This is a genomic window from Polaribacter sp. SA4-12, assembly GCF_002163675.1.
Classification (GTDB): Bacteria; Bacteroidota; Bacteroidia; order Flavobacteriales; family Flavobacteriaceae; genus Polaribacter.
Genome location: NZ_CP019334.1, coordinates 2,426,577 through 2,447,795, shown reverse-complemented (window position 1 = coordinate 2,447,795; position 21,219 = coordinate 2,426,577). Strand labels below are relative to the sequence as shown.

Sequence of the window (21,219 nt, the reverse complement as noted above, 5' to 3'; positions counted from 1 at the left end):
TTAATTCATATAATGTGTTAAGTTTTCTGGACCTTCTAAAAGGGTTCTTTTAATTTGCATAGTTCCGTTTTCTTGAGTAATAATATGCCATTTTATTAAACAAATTTCATTGTTTTCAATTTCTATACCTGTAATAGATCTTGGATGTACACAACTTCCATCATTAAAAAAAGGAATTTCACTTTTACCAGGAAAACGTGGTCTGTGTGTATGACCTGTAATCATCATTTGATTATTATTTTCTTGAATCCATTTTTCTAATTTATGCTCAACTTTTATACGTTCTTTAAAGTTTTGAGCAGGACTTGTTGGGTCAGAAAATCCTAATATTTGTAAAGGTTTCCATAATATTTTTACCAAGAAACTACTAAATCGCCAACAAACATAATTAAACCAATCTGCTTGATGCCCGTGTAACAGAAAAATTCCTTTTCCTGTATTTTCATCTTCTAAAACAATTGCTTCAGAAAAGGATGCACCTATTAGTAGCTCTTTCTTCGAGTTTGTTACAGAGTCGAAATAATAGTGTAAGTTCTTACGAATTGCAGTTGGATTTTTATATTTCATGTCATGATTTCCCCAAATGAAGTGCAATCGGTTTTTTTTATGAAACTTTTTAAGCCACAAATAAATATGTTTATTGGCACTAAAAATTCTGCTAAAATTTCTGTTTTCCCAAAGTTCATCACCATCACCTAGCTCAATATAGGTAAAGTCATTGTTGTAATAATGCTCTAAAGCATGTTTAAACATGTTTCTGTTACGAGCAAAATCATCAGCAAAACCATTGTCTCCTCTATGAGAATCGCTAAAAAACACGAATTTAGAATCTGCATTAAAACAAATCCTTTTCGCATTTTTAAAAGCACGAGATATTCTTTTATTAGATGACATTTACTTTTTTTAGTAATCATAAAGATGCTAAAAAAAAGTGATTTGAGAAATTTTAGTTTTATAAGATAATGCTAATTTTTCTTTTTATAAGTTCTACTATACCATAAAAAAGTTCCTGTAATTGGTAAACTTGCTGCTAGCAAGCTAATTATGAAGGTTAAGGTTTACCATATTTTCTTAAATAAGATTATGTTTTATTTAAGAAAACTTTAATTAGTTGCGCGTGCAACTAATTAAAGTTTTTAGTTAATTTTGCAAAAGTGAAAAAAGACAATACAAATATCGATTTTGAAAATTCCATTGGACCTTGGTTAGGGAAAACAGGGAAGTTGGTTGATTATTTTTTTCAAGAATCATTTAAATCAAAAAACCTAGATCTTACAAAAGAACAAATGATTGTTTTAAAGAAGTTACATGATCAAGATGGTTTAAATCAAAATGAATTGGCTTTTTTAACATTGAGAAATAAATCCTCTTTAACCCGTTTATTGACTAAAATGGAGAAGAAGAATTATATTTTTAGAAAACAGAGTAAAGAAGATAAGCGTATTAAAAATGTATACTTAACTGAATTCGGAAAAGAGATATTTGAGAAAACGAAACCTGTTATTCATAATTTAATAGCAACTATGGAACAAAATATTTCCTTAGAAGAGAAACAACAAATAATAAAAATATTTAAAAAAATACAAACTAATTTTTGCATAAAAGCAGAACATATTTAATAAACCATACATGAGAAATACAATACTAGCTATTCTTGGAGTTTTAACTATTGTTGGAGCAATATTTTTAGGAAATTATTTAATTGATAAAAACCAAAAGCCTAGACCTAAATTCAATAAGCAAATAAAAACTGTATTTGTAGAGAATATAGAAAATGGCGATGTCCCTATTGTTCTGTCTGCAAGTGGAAACTTGATTGCAAAAAATAAAATTGAAATTTTTTCTGAAGTTCAAGGAATCTTAAAACCTTCTAGAAAATCTTTTAAAACAGGATCAAATTACTATAAAGGAGAAACCTTATTAAGCCTAAATAGTGATGAGTTTTTGGCCGGATTGCAATCTCAAAAAAGTGTCTTATACAATTTAGTAACGGCTGTTTTACCAGATTTACGTTTAGATTATCCAAATCAATTTAAAAAATGGAAACTTTTTTTACAAGGTTTTGATATGAATAAACCAACGCCTAAGTTGCCAAGTTTTTCATCAGACAAAGAAAAATACTTTATTTCAGGTAGAGGGATTTTAACTGCATATTATAATGTTAAAAATTTAGAGGTTCGTTTGTCTAAACATCAAATTAGAGCTCCTTTTTCTGGTATTCTTACAGAAGCTTTAGTGAGCCCAGGAACTTTAGTGAGAGTTGGTCAGAAATTAGGCGAATTTATAGATGCTAGTATTTACGAAATGGAAGTTTCTATAAATTCTGAATTTGCAGGTTTCTTAAAAGTTGGTAATACGGTTAAGTTATCAAATTCAGAAAAAACAAAAACCTATTCAGGAAAAGTTGTTCGTGTCAACGGAAAAGTAGATCAAGTTTCTCAAACTATAAAAGCATTTATAGATGTAAAACATCCAGATTTAAAAGAAGGAATGTTTTTGGAAGCTAATTTGGTTGCAAAATCAGAAAGTAATGCAATAGAAATTTCTAGAAAATTATTGGTAGATAATAACGCTGTTTACATTTTAGAAAATGATAGTATTTTAAAGTTGAAAGAAGTAAATCCTGTTTATTTTGGCGCAGAAAAAGTTGTCATAAAAGGATTAAATAATAATGATAAGATTTTAACACAAACTTTACCAGGTGCTTTTGATGGAATGATTGTAAAAACCAACAAAAAGAAGTAGCCAAATGAAAAAAATAATCACATATTTTATAAAATATCCTGTTGCAGTAAATGTAATTATTATTGCATTTATTGCTTTTGGATTGGTTGGTGCGTTAAGCATGAAATCTTCCTTTTTTCCTTTAGTAGACTCTCAATTAATTAGAATAAGTTTAGCGTATCCTGGAGCTTCTCCTCAAGAAATGGAAGAAGGTGTTGTTTTAAAAATTGAAGATAATTTAAAAGGAATTGTTGGTGTAGAAAGAGTAACATCTGTATCTAGAGAAAACTCTGCAAGTGTAAATGTGGAGGTAGAAAAAGGTAAAAACATTGATGTTGTTTTGTCTGATGTAAAAAATGCAGTAGATAGAGTTCCTTCTTTTCCTTCAGGCATGGAACCCGCTGTAATTGCAAAAGTAGAAACTGTTAGACCAACGATCAGTTTTACAGTAAGTGGAGAGAATATTTCACTTAAATCTCTAAAACAATATGCTAGAAAAGTAGAAAATGATATTAGAAGTATAGATGGTATTTCTCAAGTTGCGCTTTCTGGTTTTCCAGACGAAGAAATTGAAATTGCTGTAAGAGAAAATAATTTAAGAGCTTATAATTTATCTTTTGAAGAGGTTGCAACAGCCATTAGAAATTCTAATTTATTAATTACAGGTGGTAATATTAAAACGGCTCAAGAAGATTATTTAATTAGAGCTAGTAATCGTTCTTATTATGGTGTTGAACTACAAAATTTAATTGTAAGAACGGAACCCAATGGAACAATTATTAGATTAAAAGATATTGCTAGTGTTAAAGATATCTGGTCAGAAAACCCAGATAGATTGTATTATAATGGCAATTTAGCAATTAACATTACGGTAAGTAATACAAATAATGAAGATTTAGTTTCATCCGCAGAAAAAATTAAAGATTATATTCATAAATTTAATCAAGAACAACAAAATGTTCAATTAAATGTTTCTAGTGATGCTTCTATAACATTAAATGGTAGAACAAAATTATTAATAGAAAATGGTATTGTAGGTATTCTATTAGTCCTTTTCTTTTTAGCTTTATTTTTAAACCTTCGTTTGGCAATTTGGGTTGCTTTTGGGTTGCCAATTGCATTTTTTGGGATGTTTATTTTTGCCGCACAATTTGATGTAACAATTAATGTATTGTCACTTTTTGGGATGATTATAGTTATTGGTATTTTGGTTGATGATGGAATTGTGATTGGAGAAAATATTTATCATCATTACTACGATTTAGGAAAAACGAAGATACAAGCAGCTATAGATGGTACAATGGAAGTGATTCCACCAATTGTCTCTGCTATTTTAACAACTATTATTGCATTTTCTACGTTCTTTTTTGTTGATGGTAGAATAGGAAGTTTCTTTGGTGAAGTTTCTACAATTGTATTGCTAACATTATCTGTTTCTTTAATTGAAGCCTTAATAATCTTACCTGCTCACATTGCACATTCTAAAGCTTTAGATAGAAAAAGACTAGAAAAAGGTGAAGAGAAAAAGAAGAATGCAATTGACGCTTTTTTTAATAAAGTAAACAAAATAGCAGATATTGGCTTGTGTAAATTAAGAGATAATTACTATGTTCCATTTTTAAAATTTTCTTTAAAAAATAAAATATTTGCATTTTCAATCCCTATTGCTATTTTAATATTTAGCAAACTAGCTGTAGATGCAGGTGTTGTTAAAACTTCATTTTTTCCAAGAATTGCTAGTGATAGAGTTCAGGTTACTTTAAACATGCCTCAAGGTACTAATGAGAAAATTACAGATTCTATTATTTCATTTATTGAAGAAAAAGTTTGGTTAACAAATGCAGAATTTACAGAGAAACAATCCGGAGATCAAGAAGTTGTTCAGAATGTAATTAAAAGAGTTGGTCCAGGAAGTGCAAATGGAACGTTAACAGTAAATTTATTACCAGGAGAAGCTAGAGATTTTTCATCATCAGAAATTACAAATTCTATTAGAGAGAAAGTAGGGAAAGTGTATGGAGCAGAAAGTTTAATTTTTGGTTCTGGAGGTAATTTTGGAGGAAGTCCTGTAGCTGTTTCTTTATTAGGGAATAATATTAAAGAGTTAAAAGCAGCTAAAGAAGAGTTAAAATTAGTTTTAGAAAACAATGAGCTTTTAAAAGATATTACTGATAATGATCCTGCAGGAATTAAAGAAATAAAAATTACTTTAAAAGACAATGCATATTTATTAGGTTTGAATTTGCAAACGATAATGTCTCAAATTAGGTATGGATTTTTTGGTTTTCAAGCACAACGTTTTCAACGTGGGCAAGATGAAATAAAAGTTTGGGTACGTTATGATAAAAAAGACAGATCTTCTATTAAAAATTTAGATGATATGAGAATTGTTGCTCCAAATGGAATAAGAATTCCGTTTTCTGAAATAGCAAATTATACGATAGAAAGAGGAGATATCGCAATAAATCACTTAAAAGGAAAAAGAGAAATTCAAATTTCATCAGATTTAAAAGATGTAGAAACAAGTGCCACAGATATATTAGAAGATATTAAGGCGAACGTAATGCCAGAAATACTTTCTAAATACCCAACAGTTACTCCATTATATGAAGGTCAGAATAGAGAAGCAGGAAAGGTACAGAAATCTGCTGGTAGGGTTATTTGGATAATTTTAGGGCTCATTTATATTGTTATCGCATTTACTTTTAGGTCTTACAGTCAGCCAATTCTGTTAATTGTTATGATTCCTTTTAGTATGATTGGTGTTGTTTGGGGACATTATTTCCACAACTTTCCAATAGGGATTTTATCATTTTTAGGAATCATTGCTTTGATAGGAATTATGGTAAATGATGGCTTGGTTTTAATAGGTAAATTTAATAGTTATCTAAAAGAAGGAATGAAATATGATAATGCATTAACAAGAGCAGGTCAATCTCGTTTTAGAGCTATTTTCTTAACCTCTTTAACAACAATTGCAGGTTTAGCACCTTTATTATTAGAAAAAAGTAGACAAGCACAATTTTTAATTCCGATGGCAATTTCTATTGCTTATGGAATTGCAATTGCTACTGTTTTAACTTTGGTTATGTTGCCTTTATTATTGTCTGTTTCTAACTCTGTAAAAGTCGGCATTAAATGGCTAAAAACAGATAGAGATGTTACAAAGGAAGAAGTAGAAAGAGCTATTATTGAATCTAAATTTGATGAAAATGAAACTGAGTAAAATAAGTGTAGCTATTGTCGTTTTATTATCGACTTTACAAGGGATTTCACAAGAGATTTTAACTAAAAAAGATGCGTTAGCAATAACTTTAGAAAATAACTTCGGAATTAAAATTGCAAACAATAATTTAGAGGTTGCAAAAAACAATAAAAGTATTTATAACACAGGTTTTTTACCAACAGTTTCTGCTTCATCTGGCGCAAATTATAAGAACGATAATCAGACAATTACACGTCAAGATGGAACCTCTACAAGTATAGATGGAGCTGTGACAAAATCGTACAATGCATCTTTAAATTTAAATTATACCTTATTTGATGGCTTAGGGAGAAAGTATAATTATCAGCAATTAAAAGAAACGTATAATTTATCTGAGTTACAAGCAAAAGCAACCATTGAAAACACGTATTTACAATTATTTTCAGTGTACTTTCAAATAGCTCGTTTGTCTGAAAATGCTAAAAATTTAGAGGAAGCTTTATTAATTTCTAAAACAAGATTAAAACGTGCAAAATATCAATATGAATATGGGCAATCTACTAAATTAGAATTGTTAAATGCAGAAGTAGATGTAAATAACGATCGCATCACTTTAATAAATGCAAATCAATTATTGTCAAATGCAAAACGTGCTTTAAACGTGATTTTAGGGGTAGAGAAGGAAGTGAAATATAGTGTAGAAACTGAGGTGGATTTTAATAAATTGATGAATTTTAAAGATTTACAACAAAAAACGATTAGCAATAATATAACCTTAAAACAAAACGAAAAGAATATTGCTATTAGTGAATTTAATATTAAAATCAACAAATCAAATTATTTGCCAAGTTTAGGTTTTTCTACATCTTATGGATGGAATAAAAGCGAGAACCCTGCAACATCCTTTTTAGCCAATGCAACTTCTAATGGATTAAATGCAGGTTTAAATTTATCTTGGAGTTTATTTGATGGAGGAAATACAAAAACTAGAGTTGCAAATGCAAAAATTGCATTAGAAAGTCAGCAAATACTATTAGAGCAACAAAAACTGAATATAGAAAACAACCTAAAGAATACTTGGGATAATTATCAAAACCAATTGTTTATTCTAAAAGCACAAGAAACAAATGTGTTAACCACACAAAATAATTTTGAGAGAACAGAAGAACGATATAAATTAGGAAGAGTTACATCAATAGAATTTAGACAAGCTCAAATTAATTTAATCAATTCTAAAACGGTTTTAAACAACTCAAAGTTTGATGCTAAGTTAATAGAGTTGCAACTTTTACAACTAAGTGGAGATATTTTAAATGTAGATTTTTAGAAAACTGATTTTTGTCATAAATTAAATTTAAGTTTGGTTTTATCTTTGCATTAAAATATTAATAGATGAGTTTTTTAACATTACCACAAGTTTCTTGGACAAATGGTACCATCATGATTGGTGTCTTCGCCTTAGTTGTTGTAGGCTTAGTTGTTGCGGTATTTCTTTTAATGAAGAACGATAAGAAACCTAAAAAGTAAATAGTGTAGTAGTTTAGTAGATAGAAATCCGAGTTTTAACTCGGATTTTTTTTTTAATTTAAGTTATATTTCACTAAATTTATCTAATTAAAAAATACTTTTTAGATGTTAGAAATTGAAAATAAGTTAACTGCAAGTTTTGGGTACCTTTTCGAAGAAGATTTAATTTCAGAAATTCAAGAATTAGCTGTTCCTAAAGAGTTTAAAGAAGATTCTAATATTATAGAAGTAGGAGATTATATAAAATCGATGCCATTATTAGTTTCTGGAGCCATTAAAATTCTTAGAGAAGATGAACATGGAGATGAGCTAGTTTTATACTATTTAGAAAAAGGAGATACATGTGCAATGACACTTTCTTGTTGTATGGGGCAAACAAAAAGTAAAATTAGAGCAGTAGCAGAAACAAATGTTGAACTAATTATGTTGCCAAAAGAAAAAATGGCCGAATGGTTGGGGAAATACAAAACTTGGCAAGCTTATATTTTACAAACCTATCATAATAGAATGGATGAACTTCTAGAGGCTTTAGATACAATTGCTTTTTTAAAAATGGATGAACGCCTTTTTAAATATCTCAAAGATAAGGCAATGGTTACTCATAATGATCTTTTACATGTTACTCACAAACAAATTTCTGAAGATTTACATACCTCTAGAGTAGTAGTTTCTAGATTATTAAAGAAGTTAGAAAATGAAAATAAAATAGCCCTTTTTAGAAATAGCATAAAAGTTATAGAACTGTAACATTTGTTACCGTTTACTAACAATAAGGATCTTATTTTTGTAAAAAAAAAGAGATGAAACCATTTACATTATTAATAGTAATTGCTTTTATATTTAGTTGTAAAGATTCTAAAAAGCCTTCTTATTCTAATAAGAAAATAGATTCAAGTACAGAAACACAAAAACATTCTGGTAAAAAGTTAATGGAAACAAACTGTTATGTTTGTCACAGTTTAACAGCTGGAGAAGATAACAGAATTGCACCTCCAATGATTGCTATAAAAAAGCGATATTCAGTTGGTAATACTACAAAAGAAGCTTTTATAAATTCGATGCAAAACTGGATTAAAAATCCAACAGAAGAGAACGCTAAAATGTTTGGGGCTGTAAAGCGTTTTGGAGTAATGCCAAAACAAAGTTTTCCTGAAGAAACCATCAAACAAATTGCTGATTATATGTTTGATAATGAAATTGAAAAACCAGTTTGGTTTGAAGAGCATTATAAAGAACAACATGGAAACGGAAATGGTAGAGGTAAAGGAATGGGAATGCAAAATAATAAGCAATGAACTGATCTCAAAAACTTGCCTTACAGTGAAAGAGGATTAAAATATGCTCTTTCTACAAAAGGTGTGTTAGGAAAAAATTTGATGAGTAAAATTCAAAAAGAAGGAACCTTAGCCGCATTAAAATTTTGTAATATAAAAGCGTATCCATTAACTGATAGTATGTCTGTTGCATATAAAGCAGTAATAAAAAGAGTTTCAGACAAACCAAGAAATTATAAAAACAAAGCAAACGCTTTAGAAAATGAATATATAGCTGTTTTTAAGAAAGAGCTAAAATCCAATAAAGAATCAGAACCAATTGTTGTAGAATCTGCAGAGAACGTAAATTTCTATTATCCGATTAAAACAAATAGTATGTGTTTACAATGTCATGGAAAACCAATGTCAGATATAAAAAGCAACACATTCGCTCAGATAAATAAATTATACCCAAAAGACTTAGCAACTGGTTATAGTGAAAATCAAGTAAGAGGAATCTGGAGTATCAGTTTTAATAAATAATAATAAATAGTTCTTAGGCATGAGCAATTTTTCAGAAATCATCAATCAAGATAAGCCCGTTTTAGTAGATTTTTTTGCAGAATGGTGTGGACCTTGTAAAATGATGAGTCCAATTTTAAAAGAAGTAAAGAGTGCTTTTGGTGATAAAATTTCTATTATTAAAATAGATGTTGATAAAAATCAACCTTTAGCAGCAAAATACCAGGTTAGAGGTGTACCTACTTTAATTTTATATAAATCAGGTAAACAAGTTTGGAGAAAATCTGGTGCAGTACAGAAAAACGAATTAGTTTCTATTATTAATAATTTTGGTTGATTATTATAATAGTGTTGGTTGATAGATAGGCATCTAATTAATTTTAGATGCTTTTTTTATTTTGAAATACAATCTAAACTATAAAAACCTCCACAATTTTCTGTTCTCTTTTTAGAGAACTGTGTGATTAAATAAGCAGTTGTAATTAAGTTTCTTAATTCGCACAAATCTACAGAAAGTTCAGAGTGGTCATACAAACGTTTATTGTCTTCATAAAGCACACGTAACTTCTTTTCAGCACGTTTTAAGCGCTCGTTAGAGCGAACGATACCAACATAATTAGTCATAATAGTTTTTACTTCATTTCTATCGTGAGCAATTAATATTTTTTCCATGTTTTTAACAACACCACTATCATTCCAAACCGGAATGTCTTTTGGTATTTTAGCTTTGTTGTATTTTTTAGAAACATTTAAAAAAGCTCTATGAGCATACACCAAACCTTCTAATAAAGAATTAGAAGCTAACCTATTTCCACCATGTAAACCAGTTCGAGTTACCTCTCCACAAGCGTATAATTTCTTGATAGACGTTTTTGCGTTTCTGTTCACATTTACACCACCACAAATATAATGTGATGCTGGCACAACTGGAATATAATCTTTCTGGACATCAATATTAAGAGAAGCACATTTTTCTGTAATATTAGGAAAATGCTCTTTAAATTTATGTTGATCTAATTGTGTACAGTCTAAATATACATGAGATTTCCCACTCTTTTTTAACTCATTATCGATGGCTCTAGCAACAATATCTCTAGAAGCTAATTCTTCTCTTTCATCATATTTATGCATAAAGAAATTGCCATCAGAATCTCTTAATTTGGCACCAAAACCCCTTACAGCTTCAGAAATTAAGAAAGCAGGATATTCTCCTGGATTAAATAATGCTGTTGGATGAAACTGAATAAATTCCATTTCAGAAATTTCTGCTTTTGCTCTATATGCAATTCCTATTCCATCACCAGTTGCAACAACAGGGTTTGTAGTAGTTTCATACACTTGCCCATTTCCACCAGAAGCTAAAACTGTAAATTTACTTACAAAGGTTTTTACTGTAGCATTTTTTTCATCTAAAACATAAGCACCATAGCAAGAAATTTTGCCATTTCGTTTCGTTTTTCTTTTTTTTGTTTGATGCTCAGTAATTAAATCGATTGCATAATGATGCGTCAAAAAATCAATGTTTTCAAGCGCATTTACTTGTGCTAATAATGCACGTTCAATTTCTGCACCTGTAATATCTGTATGATGTAATATTCTATTTTGAGAATGACCTCCTTCACGACCTAAATCGTAATCTCCATTTTCGTTTTCGTCAAATTGTGTTCCCCAATCAATTAATTCCTGTAATCTTTTTGGAGCATCACCAATAACCATTTTTACAACATCTTCATCACATAAACCATCTCCAGCAATTAAAGTGTCATTAATATGTTGCTCAAAAGTATCTACAGTTTTGTTGTAAACAGTAGCAATTCCACCTTGAGCATATTTTGTGTTAGACTCACTTTGTTCGTCTTTTGTAACGATTGTAATTTTTGCATCTTTAAATTCTGATGCTGTTTTAAGCGCAAAAGTTAATCCTGAAATACCAGAACCAATCACTAAAAAGTCTGTAGAAATTATTTTTTTGTCAGCTAACATTTTAAGGTGTTATTTAGAAAGTTCTAACATTCTGTTAATCGGAATAATTGCTTTTTCGCATAATTCTGCATCAACCTCAATATTTGGTAATTCGTGTTTTAAGCACAAATACAATTTTTTCATTGTATTCATTTTCATATAAGCACATTCACTACAAGCACAGGTATTATCTTCTTTTGCAGGAGCAGGGATAATTATTTTATCAGGGTTTTCTTGCATCATTTGGTATAAAATACCAGCTTCTGTTGCCACGATAAATTTTTCCTTTTTACTGTTCTTTACATGATTTAAAAGCCCTGAAGTAGAACCAATATATTTAGCAACTTTAAGCATGTGTGCTTCAGATTCTGGATGTGCAATTAATTCTGCATCTGGATGTTCAATAGCTAAATCAATCAGTTTTTCCATAGAAAAAGCTTCATGAACCATACAAGCTCCATCCCAAAGTAACATTTCTCTACCAGATACTTTATTTAAATAATCCCCCAAATTTCTATCAGGAGCAAAAATAATTGGTTGATCTTGTGGTATTGAATCGATTATTTTTTTAGCATTAGAAGACGTACAAACGTAATCACTTAAAGCCTTAATTTCTGCGGAACAATTAATATATGTAACAACAATATGATCTGGATGTTGCTTTTTAAATTCTGAAAATTTTTCTGGTGGACAAGAATCCGCCAAAGAACAACCAGCTAATAAATCTGGTAAAAGTACTTTTTTAGTAGGATTTAATATTTTTGCAGTTTCTGCCATAAAATGAACACCTGCAAAAACAATCATGTCTGCATCCGTTTTGGCAGCTTGTTGCGCCAAAGCTAAACTATCACCTACAAAATCTGCAATTTCTTGAATTTCATCAATCTGATAATAATGCGCCAAAATAACTGCATTTTTCTCCTTTTTTAGCTTTAAAATCTCTTCAACATAATCAATATTGGGAGTTTTAATATCTAAAAATCCTTTTTCGTTAAGATTCTTCTTTGCAGTTTCTAAAGTTTCCATAAAAAATGTCTATTTTGATCTAGAATGCAAATATAAACTCTATTTTTTTGGTAGGGAAATGATTATTGTTATTCTATTAAATTATAACTATAATACAAAGAATGTTGAATTTATCTGAAGATTTTTGGGAGAACAAGTATAAAGCAAACAACATCGGTTGGGATTTGGGTGAAGTCTCTCCGCCTTTAAAAACGTACTTTGATCAACTTACAAATAAAGACTTAAAAATTTTAATTCCTGGTGGAGGAAATTCTTACGAAGCAGAATATCTTTTTAACAAAGGTTTTAAAAATGTTTATGTTGTAGATCTTTCTAAAACGGCTTTAGATAATGTGAAAAAAAGAGTTCCTAGTTTTCCTTTATCACAATTAATTCATGCTAATTTTTTTGATTTGAATCATACTTTTGATTTGGTGATAGAACAAACTTTTTTCTGTGCAATTGACCCCAAATTAAGAGAGAAATATGCAGTAAAAATGAAGGATTTGTTAATTAGGAATGGAAAGTTAATCGGTTTGCTCTTTGATGCGAAACTGAATGAAGATCATCCACCTTTTGGTGGAAATACCGAAGAATATATCTCTTATTTTGAATCCCATTTTACAATGGATATTTTTACAAAATGTTATAATTCATTTCATAATAGACAAGAAATGGAGTTGTTTGTGAAGTTTATTAAAATATAAAAAAGAGCGTATTACAATTGTAATACGCTCTTTTTTAATTAAAATTTATACTGTAAAAAAGCAGAGAAATTACGTCCTGGTTCTGTAACAGGAGTTCTTCCAAAATTTGCTTGGTTTGTAAATGAAAAGTTTAAATGACTGTTATAACCTTTATCAAAAACATTTAAAACCGCTAAACCTAAAGTTACATTTTTAAGAGGTTTTCCTCCAAAACGTAAGTCTAAAGTTTGGTAACCACTTGTAGAAGTTTCACCATAACTTTCAGAAATATTATCTTGTTTAGAAACTAGATTATATTGTGCGTTTGCCCATAATTTTTCCTTTTCAAAACCAACCGTAAATTTGGTTGTAAAAGGTGGTGTTAAAGGTAAAGACTCATCTAAATCGTTATTCTTTGTGTACACATAAGAAAACTCAGATTTAAAATTATAAAAATCTAAAAAGTTTACTTGTGTCATTGCTTCAAAACCTGTTTTGTATGCTTCATCTAAATTCTGAAACACTTTTACATTGGTTGGTGATGCTGTAGGATTGAATTTTCTTGTAATAGTTGGGTCTACAATACCAACAATATAATTCTCGAAGAAAGAATAGTAAACAGAAGTTTCAAATTGAAAACTATTAAAACCATTTTTAAGTTCTTCTATACCTTTAATTCCTATTTCGAATTGATTATTTACTTCTGCATTTAAATTAGGATTACCAATATATTCATAAGGATCTTGACCTACATTAAAATGATTTATAAAACGCTCTATCATATTGGCAGTTCTAACTCCACGACCATAAGCAGCTTCTAAAATATAATTATTTGAAAGTTCTTTTTTTACTGAAACTGTTCCGCTAAAAGTATGTTCTGTACGTTTTTCTAAATCATACATTGCAGCAAAATCTGCTTCAGGATCTTGTATGTCAGACGTTACATTGTCATAACGGATTCCTGCTGTTAGTATCGTGTTTTTATTTAAATTATACTTTGCTTCTGTAAAAAAACCAAGATCTGTAATGTAAGAATCTTGCCAAACTTTGTCGTTAAAAGTTACAGGATTGGTAAGCACATTTCCATTCATCACTTTTACAAGTCTTGTTCTTTCTCCATCTCTTGTAATATTCATTACATCAATTCCAGAAAAAAGATTTACGTCTTTTGCTGGTTTCCAATTCATTTCTATTTTACCACCAATTGTAGTTGCTTCAACTCCAGATGCAGCTTCCATCATCATAAAAGAAGGTCTGTTATCATTAGTCATTAAATGGTCTACATAACTATGGTATGCTTTTGCAGAAATAGATTTTACAACCTCTCCAATATTTTCAATTTTATAGTCTACAGAAAGGATGCTACTGTTATCATACTCAGTATCCATTGGTAAAGCAGCGTGTAAAACATCACGCCCAAAAGATTGTCTCCAATCAATTTTTAAACGTTGATTTTTAGTAAAATTGTAGCCTAATTTAATTCCATAATCAGAACTTTTAAAAGAAGAAGGAATTGTAGTTCCAAAACCATCTTTATAGTCACCAAAATCTCTGTAACCAACATTGGCAACAATATCAAATTTTTCATTGATATATTGCAATTCAGCTAAATTTACCAAAGAATTTCCGTTGCTTTCATAACCAGCAGAAACTTTTCCGTGAAAACCATAATCTTCATAATCTGGTTTTTGTGTAACTAAGTTTATAATTCCGCCAAAAGTTGCTCCATATCTAACTGTATAAGGACCTTTTATAATTTCTATTTTAGAAACTTCTTCAGGAATAATATGCGTTGTTACTGGATCCATTCTGTTCGGACACGCGTGCATTGCTTTTGTACCACCATCATATTGAATGTTTAATTGCTCGTATTGAGCACCTCTAAAAGAAGGATCTATTGCGTAATTTCCTCTTTTAATCACAGAGAAACCATTGATGTTATTAAAAAGATCAGCAACATTTTTCGGTTGCACAATTTTTTTAGCATAATTATTTGAAGAAGCGCTGAATACAGGGTCTTTTTTTAATTTACCTGTAACGATAACTTCATCAAGTTTTACTGTTTTTTGTTTAATACTGTCTTTTTTAGTCTTTTCTTTTTCTTGACTATAAGATGTAGCAGAAATTAGCGTACATAAAAGCACACCATAAAATATTTTCATTTTTAATTGTTTTAATTTTAAATATGTATTGTTCTATAGGAATCCTATAAAATGAAAAAAACAATTATGCGTTTGGCGGATGAAAACAAGTCTCTAGTAATTTAAAATTATAGAGATTTAAATAAAAATAAGAAGGTTTCTTTTGAAGTGTATTCTCACTTAAATTATGAGAGTATTTTTTTTGATTGTAAAATAAGATATCTTTAAAATCGATGAGTTCTATGGGTTGATTCTTTTCTTCGTTGTTTGTTTTGGTAATCTTTTTTAAATGACATTTACCATTACACTGTAATTCTGGCTTGTCTTTATTCTCACAAAGGGCTTCAATAAAACCAACTGTGTCAATATTATAATAAATATACGTAATAGACACTCTTAAACTATTGTATAGAATAAGAATGCTAAATAATATAGAAAAAATAAATTTCCAGTTTTTCACAAATACAAAATTAAAACATATAATTCATTTACAATTATTTTAATGCTCTTTATATGATAAGGAATTGCTATGATAATATCATTATTATAGATTGTTTAAGTGACTAATGTTACAAAGAAATAGAGTGATGAAGTTTAATTTTACCTGAGAATATAATTTTTAAAAATATAAAATAATGGATTCACAAGAAACAACACAACAAGAAGTTTTTACGATGCCAAGAATTGGTGATAAAGCTCCTCAATTTACGGCGACAACTACACAAGGAGAAATTAATTTTCCTTCAGATTATAAAGGAAAATGGTCTATCTTATTTAGTCATCCTGCAGATTTTACACCTGTTTGTACTTCAGAGTTTATGACGTTTGCAAATTTAGAAGAAAAATTTAATAAAGCAAATTGTAGCCTTATTGGTTTGTCTATTGATGGTTTGTATAGTCATATTGCTTGGTTAAGAACAATTAAGGATAAAATTAAATTCAACGGAATGGAAAACGTTGAGGTTAAGTTTCCATTGATAGAAGATATTTCTATGAATGTTGCTAAGAGATATGGTATGGTTCAGCCAGGAGAAAGCAAAACACAAGCAGTTAGAGCTGTCTTTTTTGTGGATCCTAATGAAACTGTTAGAGCAATTATTTATTACCCTTTAAGCTTAGGACGTAATTTTGATGAATTATACAGAGCTTTAATTGCAATGCAAACTTCAGATCAATTTAATGTTGCAACTCCTGCAGATTGGAATCCTGGTGACGATGTTATCGTTTCTCCAGCAGGATCTTGTGGTGTAGCAGAAGAAAGAATGGGTAATACTGATGAGTTAGAATGTATGGATTGGTTTTTCTGTACAAAGAAGCTTGATAAAGATTTAATCTTAGATACAATTCTTAAAAAATAATATAATTTTTCAAATTAAAAGAAAGCCTCATTTTGGGGCTTTTTTTTGTAACAAAAATGCTTAGTGTTTACGAACTGCTTTGTATTTTTATAGTCTAAAATCAAGATATGGAAGATATGATCTTTTACGATAGATTGCAATTTGCATTTACTATCACATTTCACTATATATTTCCCCAATTAACAATGGGTTTGTCATTATTGATTGTTTACTTTAAGTGGAAATATTTAAGAAATAATGATGAAAAATATAACAATGCTGCAAAGTTTTTTATGAAAATTTTTGCTGTTAATTTTACAATGGGAGTCGTTACAGGAATTCCGATGGAATTTCAATTTGGAACCAATTGGGCAAAATTTTCTGAATTAACAGGTGGAATTATAGGTCAGACTTTAGCAATGGAAGGAATGTTCTCTTTCTTTTTAGAATCCTCCTTTTTGGCACTATTTATTTTTGGTGAAAAGTTAATGGGTCAAAAACTACATTTTTTAACAGGTTTTTTAGTGTTTTTAGGTTCTTGGGCAAGTGGTTGGTTTATTTTAGCAACCAATGCTTGGATGCAACATCCTGTAGGTTATGAAATTTTAGAAAACGGAAAATTCGTATTAGAAAATTTCTCAGCACTGTTTAGTAATCCTTGGTTACTGCCCGCTTTTTTACATAATCAATTAGCGTCTGTGGTTACTTCTTCTTTTGTTGTCGCAAGTATTGGTGCTTTTTATATCCTAAGAAAAAAACAAGTAGAGTATGGGCAGTTGTTTTTAAAAACAGGTGTAATCTTCGGATTGGTTTCTAGTTTATTAGTTGCTTTTCCTACAGGAGATTGGAATGCTAAAAATGTTGCAAAATTTCAACCTGGAGCTTTTGCTGCGATGGAAGGAATTTTTGAAACAGAACACGCTGGAGCAGAAATTGTATTGATTGGTCAGCCAAATATGGTTGAGAAAAAGTTAGATAATAAGATTGCAGTTCCGAATATATTAAGTTTTTTAACCTATCAAGATTGGGATAAAAAGATTCCAGGAATGGATCAATTTAAAAAAGAAGAATTGCCAGATAATATTCCTGCGCTTTATTATTCTTATCATATTATGGTTGGTTTAGGTACCATATTTATAGGAGTAATGATGCTTGCTCTTTTCTTTTTATGGCGAAGAAAATTATATACATTGAAACCATTGCTTTGGGTAATTATGTTTTTAGTTCCGTTTCCTTATATCGCAAATCTTACAGGTTGGTATGTGGCAGAATTAGGTAGACAACCGTATTTAGTTTATGGTTTGTTAAAAACAAGCGATGGTATTTCGCCAACAGTTTCATCTGGTAATACATTATTTACTTTATTGGGTTTTGTTGCTTTATATATGTTATTAGGACTATTATTTTTAGTCTTAGTTGGTAAAACTATTAACGAAGGTCCAAAACATCAAAAACATTAAACTATGGAAATATTTTGGTACATATTAATAGCTATCGTTTTAGCTGTATTTTTTATTTTAGATGGATATGATTTTGGAACAGGAATCATTCATTTATTTTTTGCGAAAAAAGAAAAAGACAAAGAAGTAATTGCAAAAGCTGCAGGTTTATTTTGGGATTCTAATGAAGTTTGGTTAGTTGCTGCAGGAGGAATGCTTTTTATGGCTTTTCCAACTTTTTATGCTTCCGTTTTTAGTGGTTTTTATTTGCCATTAATAATCGTTTTATGGTTGATTATTTTTAGAGCAATTGGTTTAGAATTTAGAAGTCAGTTTAAATACCAAATGTGGAAAGATATTTGGGACGCTTCTTTTGGAGTTTCAAGTTTACTATTAGCATTGTTTTTCGGTATTGCTTTGGGTAATATTGTTAGAGGAGTAAATTTAGGTGGTGTTGAAAATGGCATTTCTGTTTACGAAGGGCATTATTTTTTCTTGCCTTTGTGGGATAGTAGTTTTAGTCCGTTAAGTGAAACACCCGGAGTTATAGATTGGTTTACAATTATTATTGGTTTAATTTCTGTGGTTACTTTATCAATTCACGGTGCTAATTGGGTGATTTTAAAAACCAATTCATCTATAAATAATAAATTGAAAGGTGTTATTTTTAAGTTGAATATTGTGTTAGCGTTACTTACCATTTTTTCTTTGGTTGTTTGGCAAATAGTGAATCCGAATTCTTTTGATAATTTTGCAGATAAACCTTATTTAATTGTATTTCCAATAATCTATTTATCAGGATTGGTTGGGTTGTTTTTTATCAAAAGGATAAAAAAAGAAGTTTATGGTTTTGTTTTATCAACCTTATTAATAGTAGGAGGAATAACATCATCATTAGCGTCTATATTTCCTGTAATATTACCTTCTATAAATGATGTTCATAAGCCTTTAACAATATACAATACTGCTGCATCAGAATATGGCTTATCAGTATCTTTTACTTGGGGAATTATTGGTTGTATCCTCATTATTGTCTATATGATTATTCAAAAAAGATTAACGAAAGGAAAAATAGATAAAATGGATTATGGTCATTAGCATAAAACCGTTATTATGACAGAAACATTCATTTCTTTATTAAGTATTTTAATCGGAATCATTGGAGCTAATAGTATAGGTTTCTTCTTAAAAAAGTATTCATTTGGTATTGTTGGTAATACAATTGCAGGTGTTTTTGGAAGTATACTTGTAATGAAAACTTTTGGGCGATTAGGTTTTAATCCATTAGCTATAATGGAAAATGGAACATTTAATGGTTTGTTATTTAGTATTAATTGTATTGTTTCTTTTTTAGGTGGAGTTTTTGGGTTGATAGCTATTAGGTTGATAAAAAGCAAATTAAATAAAGAATAACGTTTAACATAAGTTTATAAATAATCAAACATATATCGTGTTTGATTATTTTTTGTACATTTGTTAACCATTTGGTTAAACTATTTAGTTGATGATTAAAAACAAGAAAAACGAGAATACTGAAAGTCTAATTTTAGAAGCTGCAAAATCCATTTTTCAAACAAAAGGAATGGATGGTGCTCGTATGCAAGAAATTGCAAATGAAGCAGGTATAAATAAAGCAATGCTTCACTATTATTATAGAAGCAAACAATTGCTTTTTGAGGCTGTTTTTAAAAACGCTTTTTCATTATTAGCGCCTCAATTAAATACTGTTTTAAACGACGATTCATCAATAGAAGAGAAGGTTATAAATTTTTCATCAAACTATATTTCATTTATAGTTGAGCATCCTTATCTACCAAATTTCATTATTCAAGAATTGAACAGAAATCCTGATTTTATTTTAAAAATGAAGGAAAGTAGTGCGTTTCCTAATCTTGAAAAGTTTAAAAAACAAGTTGATTTCGAAGTTGAAAAAGGTTTCATCAAAAAGATAAAAGCAGAACAATTATTCATCAATATTTTGGCATTAAATGTATTTCCTTTTATAGCGAAACCTTTAATTCAAAACTTAATAGATGCAGATGATACCGCTTTTCAGCAAATAATTGAGGAGCGTAAAACTGAAGTTGCCGATTTTATAATTAATTCAATAAAAAAATAAGATGAAAAAAATACTATTCATTTTAATAATCACGATTAGTTTTTCTACTTTTTCGCAAAAAAATGTAACACTTAATGATTGTTATCAATTGGTAGAAACGAACTATCCTTTGATAAAACAACATCAACTATTAGAAAATCAGCATCAAATAGATACAGAAATTATTTCGAATTCTAAATTGCCTCAATTTAATTTTGATGCACAAATAACGTATCAATCAGATGTTATTGAACTTCCTGCTGCAATGTCTAGCATTGAACCGCAAAATAAAGATCAATATCGTGCAACGTTTTCAATAAATCAGCTTATTTATAATGGTGGTTTAACGGATGCTAATTTAAAAATAAAACAAGGGCAGTTAAAAACGAAGCAAAAACAGATTGATGCAAATATGTATCAATTAAAAACACAAATTAATCAGCTGTATTTTTCAATTCTTTTAACGCAAGAATCTTTCAAATTATTAGAAGCGAAAGAACTTCAATTACAAGCAAAGCTTAAGGAAGTAAAATCGGGTATTAAATACGGAACATTATTACCTGCTTCAGATAGTGTTTTAGAAGCTGAATTGTTAAAAATTAAACAGCAATTTATTGAAGTTGAAAGTAGAAAATCATCTTTAATAGAAACGTTATCAAGTTTAATTGGAAAGCCTTTTAATAGTTTAACACAATTTGAAAAACCTTTAATTAGAACGCAATTACAAAACGAAATAAACAGACCAGAATTAGAATTGTTTCAATTGAAGAAAGAAGAGGTGAATAATTATGAATCACTTATTTCTAAGAAAAGCTTACCGAAATTAAATGGTTTTGCAACAGGTGGTTATGGAAACCCAGGATTAAATATGCTTGATAATTCTTTTCAAACATTTTATACAGTTGGCGTTAAATTACATTGGAATGTTTTTGACTGGAATACCAATAAAAAACAGAAAGAAGTGGTTGCAATAAATAAAGATTTTATTGAAAATGAAACTGAAGTTTTTAAACTAAACACCAATATTGAATTGAATAAACAGCAAAAGGAAATTGAAAAAATTTCAGCATTTATTAATTCTGATATAGAGATTATTAAACTTCGTAAAAAAGTATTGAAGACTTTAGCCTCTCAACTTAAAAATGGGGTGATTACTTCTTCTGTGTTTGTTACTGAATTCACTAATTTATTTGAAGCAGAAAACACCTTGTTAAAACACAGAATACAAATAGAATTAGCAAAAGCAAATTATAATACCATCAAAGGATAATAAAAACGGTTTCCCGCAAATTTCGCAGATGCACGCAGAAAAATATAAAT

Annotated in this window: 20 protein-coding genes; 15 read left to right on the top strand and 5 right to left on the bottom strand. The window is 29.3% G+C overall.

Annotation, left to right across the window (positions count from 1 at the left end):
- Entirely contained in the window at positions 1 to 894 is an 894-nt protein-coding gene (locus BTO07_RS10635; protein WP_087521207.1) for a metallophosphoesterase, read from the bottom strand.
- 260 nt (positions 895 to 1,154) lie between these two features.
- Here BTO07_RS10635 and BTO07_RS10630 point away from each other — a divergent pair, with 260 nt between their 5' ends.
- The 8 genes from BTO07_RS10630 to trxA all read left to right on the top strand — a co-directional run bounded on the left by BTO07_RS10630 (position 1,155) and on the right by trxA (position 9,568).
- The gene (locus BTO07_RS10630; RefSeq protein ID WP_087521206.1) at positions 1,155 to 1,619 is read left to right on the top strand and encodes a MarR family winged helix-turn-helix transcriptional regulator; all 465 of its coding nucleotides are present in this window, start codon (positions 1,155 to 1,157) and stop codon (positions 1,617 to 1,619) included.
- A gap of 10 nt (positions 1,620 to 1,629) precedes the next feature.
- Positions 1,630 to 2,745, top strand: a complete 1,116-nt coding sequence (locus tag BTO07_RS10625; RefSeq protein ID WP_087521205.1) for an efflux RND transporter periplasmic adaptor subunit — start codon at positions 1,630 to 1,632, stop codon at positions 2,743 to 2,745.
- A gap of 4 nt (positions 2,746 to 2,749) precedes the next feature.
- Entirely contained in the window at positions 2,750 to 5,950 is a 3,201-nt protein-coding gene (locus tag BTO07_RS10620; protein ID WP_087521204.1) for an efflux RND transporter permease subunit, read from the top strand.
- Positions 5,937 to 7,256, top strand: coding sequence for a TolC family protein (locus tag BTO07_RS10615; protein WP_087522615.1), 1,320 nt, complete (start codon positions 5,937 to 5,939; stop codon positions 7,254 to 7,256). The genes BTO07_RS10620 and BTO07_RS10615 overlap by 14 nt, the downstream gene beginning before the upstream one ends.
- A 305-nt stretch (positions 7,257 to 7,561) precedes the next feature.
- Positions 7,562 to 8,203, top strand: coding sequence for a Crp/Fnr family transcriptional regulator (locus BTO07_RS10610; RefSeq protein WP_087521203.1), 642 nt, complete (start codon positions 7,562 to 7,564; stop codon positions 8,201 to 8,203).
- 53 nt (positions 8,204 to 8,256) lie between these two features.
- Positions 8,257 to 8,751, top strand: a complete 495-nt coding sequence (locus BTO07_RS17550) for a c-type cytochrome (protein WP_232457015.1) — start codon at positions 8,257 to 8,259, stop codon at positions 8,749 to 8,751.
- A gap of 81 nt (positions 8,752 to 8,832) precedes the next feature.
- Entirely contained in the window at positions 8,833 to 9,252 is a 420-nt protein-coding gene (locus BTO07_RS17545) for a Tll0287-like domain-containing protein (protein ID WP_232457014.1), read from the top strand.
- Positions 9,253 to 9,271: 19 nt separating this feature from the next.
- Entirely contained in the window at positions 9,272 to 9,568 is a 297-nt protein-coding gene (gene trxA, locus BTO07_RS10600; protein WP_087521202.1) for a thioredoxin, read from the top strand.
- Between the two features lie 56 nt (positions 9,569 to 9,624).
- Here trxA and nadB read toward each other — a convergent pair whose 3' ends face one another.
- Both nadB and nadA read right to left on the bottom strand, forming a co-directional pair.
- Complete coding sequence (nadB, locus tag BTO07_RS10595; RefSeq protein WP_232457013.1) at positions 9,625 to 11,214, bottom strand: L-aspartate oxidase; 1,590 nt, start codon at positions 11,212 to 11,214, stop codon at positions 9,625 to 9,627.
- 9 nt (positions 11,215 to 11,223) lie between these two features.
- Positions 11,224 to 12,219, bottom strand: coding sequence for a quinolinate synthase NadA (nadA, locus tag BTO07_RS10590; RefSeq protein ID WP_087521201.1), 996 nt, complete (start codon positions 12,217 to 12,219; stop codon positions 11,224 to 11,226).
- Between the two features lie 104 nt (positions 12,220 to 12,323).
- Between nadA and BTO07_RS10585 the strand changes: the two genes are divergently transcribed.
- Entirely contained in the window at positions 12,324 to 12,905 is a 582-nt protein-coding gene (locus tag BTO07_RS10585; protein WP_087522613.1) for a methyltransferase domain-containing protein, read from the top strand.
- Positions 12,906 to 12,943: 38 nt separating this feature from the next.
- Here BTO07_RS10585 and BTO07_RS10580 read toward each other — a convergent pair whose 3' ends face one another.
- Positions 12,944 to 15,046 (bottom strand): TonB-dependent receptor domain-containing protein, encoded by a 2,103-nt coding sequence (locus tag BTO07_RS10580; protein WP_087521200.1) that lies wholly within the window; start codon positions 15,044 to 15,046, stop codon positions 12,944 to 12,946.
- A 64-nt stretch (positions 15,047 to 15,110) separates the two neighbouring features.
- On the bottom strand, positions 15,111 to 15,419 hold the full coding sequence (locus tag BTO07_RS10575; RefSeq protein WP_157663327.1) for a hypothetical protein: 309 nt from the start codon (positions 15,417 to 15,419) through the stop codon (positions 15,111 to 15,113).
- Positions 15,420 to 15,660: 241 nt separating this feature from the next.
- Between BTO07_RS10575 and BTO07_RS10570 the strand changes: the two genes are divergently transcribed.
- The 6 genes from BTO07_RS10570 (at position 15,661) to BTO07_RS10545 (ending at position 21,169) form a co-directional block, all read left to right on the top strand.
- Positions 15,661 to 16,383, top strand: coding sequence for a peroxiredoxin (locus tag BTO07_RS10570; protein ID WP_087521198.1), 723 nt, complete (start codon positions 15,661 to 15,663; stop codon positions 16,381 to 16,383).
- Positions 16,384 to 16,490: 107 nt separating this feature from the next.
- On the top strand, positions 16,491 to 17,822 hold the full coding sequence (locus tag BTO07_RS10565; RefSeq protein WP_087521197.1) for a cytochrome ubiquinol oxidase subunit I: 1,332 nt from the start codon (positions 16,491 to 16,493) through the stop codon (positions 17,820 to 17,822).
- Positions 17,823 to 17,825: 3 nt separating this feature from the next.
- Entirely contained in the window at positions 17,826 to 18,899 is a 1,074-nt protein-coding gene (cydB, locus tag BTO07_RS10560) for a cytochrome d ubiquinol oxidase subunit II (protein ID WP_087521196.1), read from the top strand.
- A gap of 15 nt (positions 18,900 to 18,914) precedes the next feature.
- Positions 18,915 to 19,214: a hypothetical protein gene (locus tag BTO07_RS10555; protein ID WP_087521195.1), complete on the top strand. Its 300-nt coding sequence runs from the start codon at positions 18,915 to 18,917 to the stop codon at positions 19,212 to 19,214.
- Between the two features lie 91 nt (positions 19,215 to 19,305).
- Entirely contained in the window at positions 19,306 to 19,920 is a 615-nt protein-coding gene (locus BTO07_RS10550) for a TetR/AcrR family transcriptional regulator (protein WP_232457012.1), read from the top strand.
- Between the two features lies 1 nt (position 19,921).
- Positions 19,922 to 21,169, top strand: coding sequence for a TolC family protein (locus tag BTO07_RS10545; RefSeq protein ID WP_087521194.1), 1,248 nt, complete (start codon positions 19,922 to 19,924; stop codon positions 21,167 to 21,169).
- The last annotated feature ends 50 nt before the right edge of the window (positions 21,170 to 21,219 follow it).

Bases quoted from the DNA above. Each gene is read 5' to 3' on its own strand.
- BTO07_RS10635 (WP_087521207.1), bottom strand. From the start codon at position 894: ATGTCATCTAATAAAAGAATATCTCGTGCTTTTAAAAATGCGAAAAGG.
- BTO07_RS10625 (WP_087521205.1), top strand. From the start codon at position 1,630: ATGAGAAATACAATACTAGCTATTCTTGGAGTTTTAACTATTGTTGGA.
- BTO07_RS10620 (WP_087521204.1), top strand. From the start codon at position 2,750: ATGAAAAAAATAATCACATATTTTATAAAATATCCTGTTGCAGTAAAT.
- BTO07_RS10615 (WP_087522615.1), top strand. From the start codon at position 5,937: ATGAAACTGAGTAAAATAAGTGTAGCTATTGTCGTTTTATTATCGACT.
- BTO07_RS10610 (WP_087521203.1), top strand. From the start codon at position 7,562: ATGTTAGAAATTGAAAATAAGTTAACTGCAAGTTTTGGGTACCTTTTC.
- BTO07_RS17550 (WP_232457015.1), top strand. From the start codon at position 8,257: ATGAAACCATTTACATTATTAATAGTAATTGCTTTTATATTTAGTTGT.
- BTO07_RS17545 (WP_232457014.1), top strand. From the start codon at position 8,833: ATGAGTAAAATTCAAAAAGAAGGAACCTTAGCCGCATTAAAATTTTGT.
- trxA (WP_087521202.1), top strand. From the start codon at position 9,272: ATGAGCAATTTTTCAGAAATCATCAATCAAGATAAGCCCGTTTTAGTA.
- nadB (WP_232457013.1), bottom strand. From the start codon at position 11,214: ATGTTAGCTGACAAAAAAATAATTTCTACAGACTTTTTAGTGATTGGT.
- nadA (WP_087521201.1), bottom strand. From the start codon at position 12,219: ATGGAAACTTTAGAAACTGCAAAGAAGAATCTTAACGAAAAAGGATTT.
- BTO07_RS10580 (WP_087521200.1), bottom strand. From the start codon at position 15,046: ATGAAAATATTTTATGGTGTGCTTTTATGTACGCTAATTTCTGCTACA.
- BTO07_RS10570 (WP_087521198.1), top strand. From the start codon at position 15,661: ATGGATTCACAAGAAACAACACAACAAGAAGTTTTTACGATGCCAAGA.
- BTO07_RS10565 (WP_087521197.1), top strand. From the start codon at position 16,491: ATGGAAGATATGATCTTTTACGATAGATTGCAATTTGCATTTACTATC.
- cydB (WP_087521196.1), top strand. From the start codon at position 17,826: ATGGAAATATTTTGGTACATATTAATAGCTATCGTTTTAGCTGTATTT.
- BTO07_RS10555 (WP_087521195.1), top strand. From the start codon at position 18,915: ATGACAGAAACATTCATTTCTTTATTAAGTATTTTAATCGGAATCATT.
- BTO07_RS10550 (WP_232457012.1), top strand. From the start codon at position 19,306: ATGATTAAAAACAAGAAAAACGAGAATACTGAAAGTCTAATTTTAGAA.
- BTO07_RS10545 (WP_087521194.1), top strand. From the start codon at position 19,922: ATGAAAAAAATACTATTCATTTTAATAATCACGATTAGTTTTTCTACT.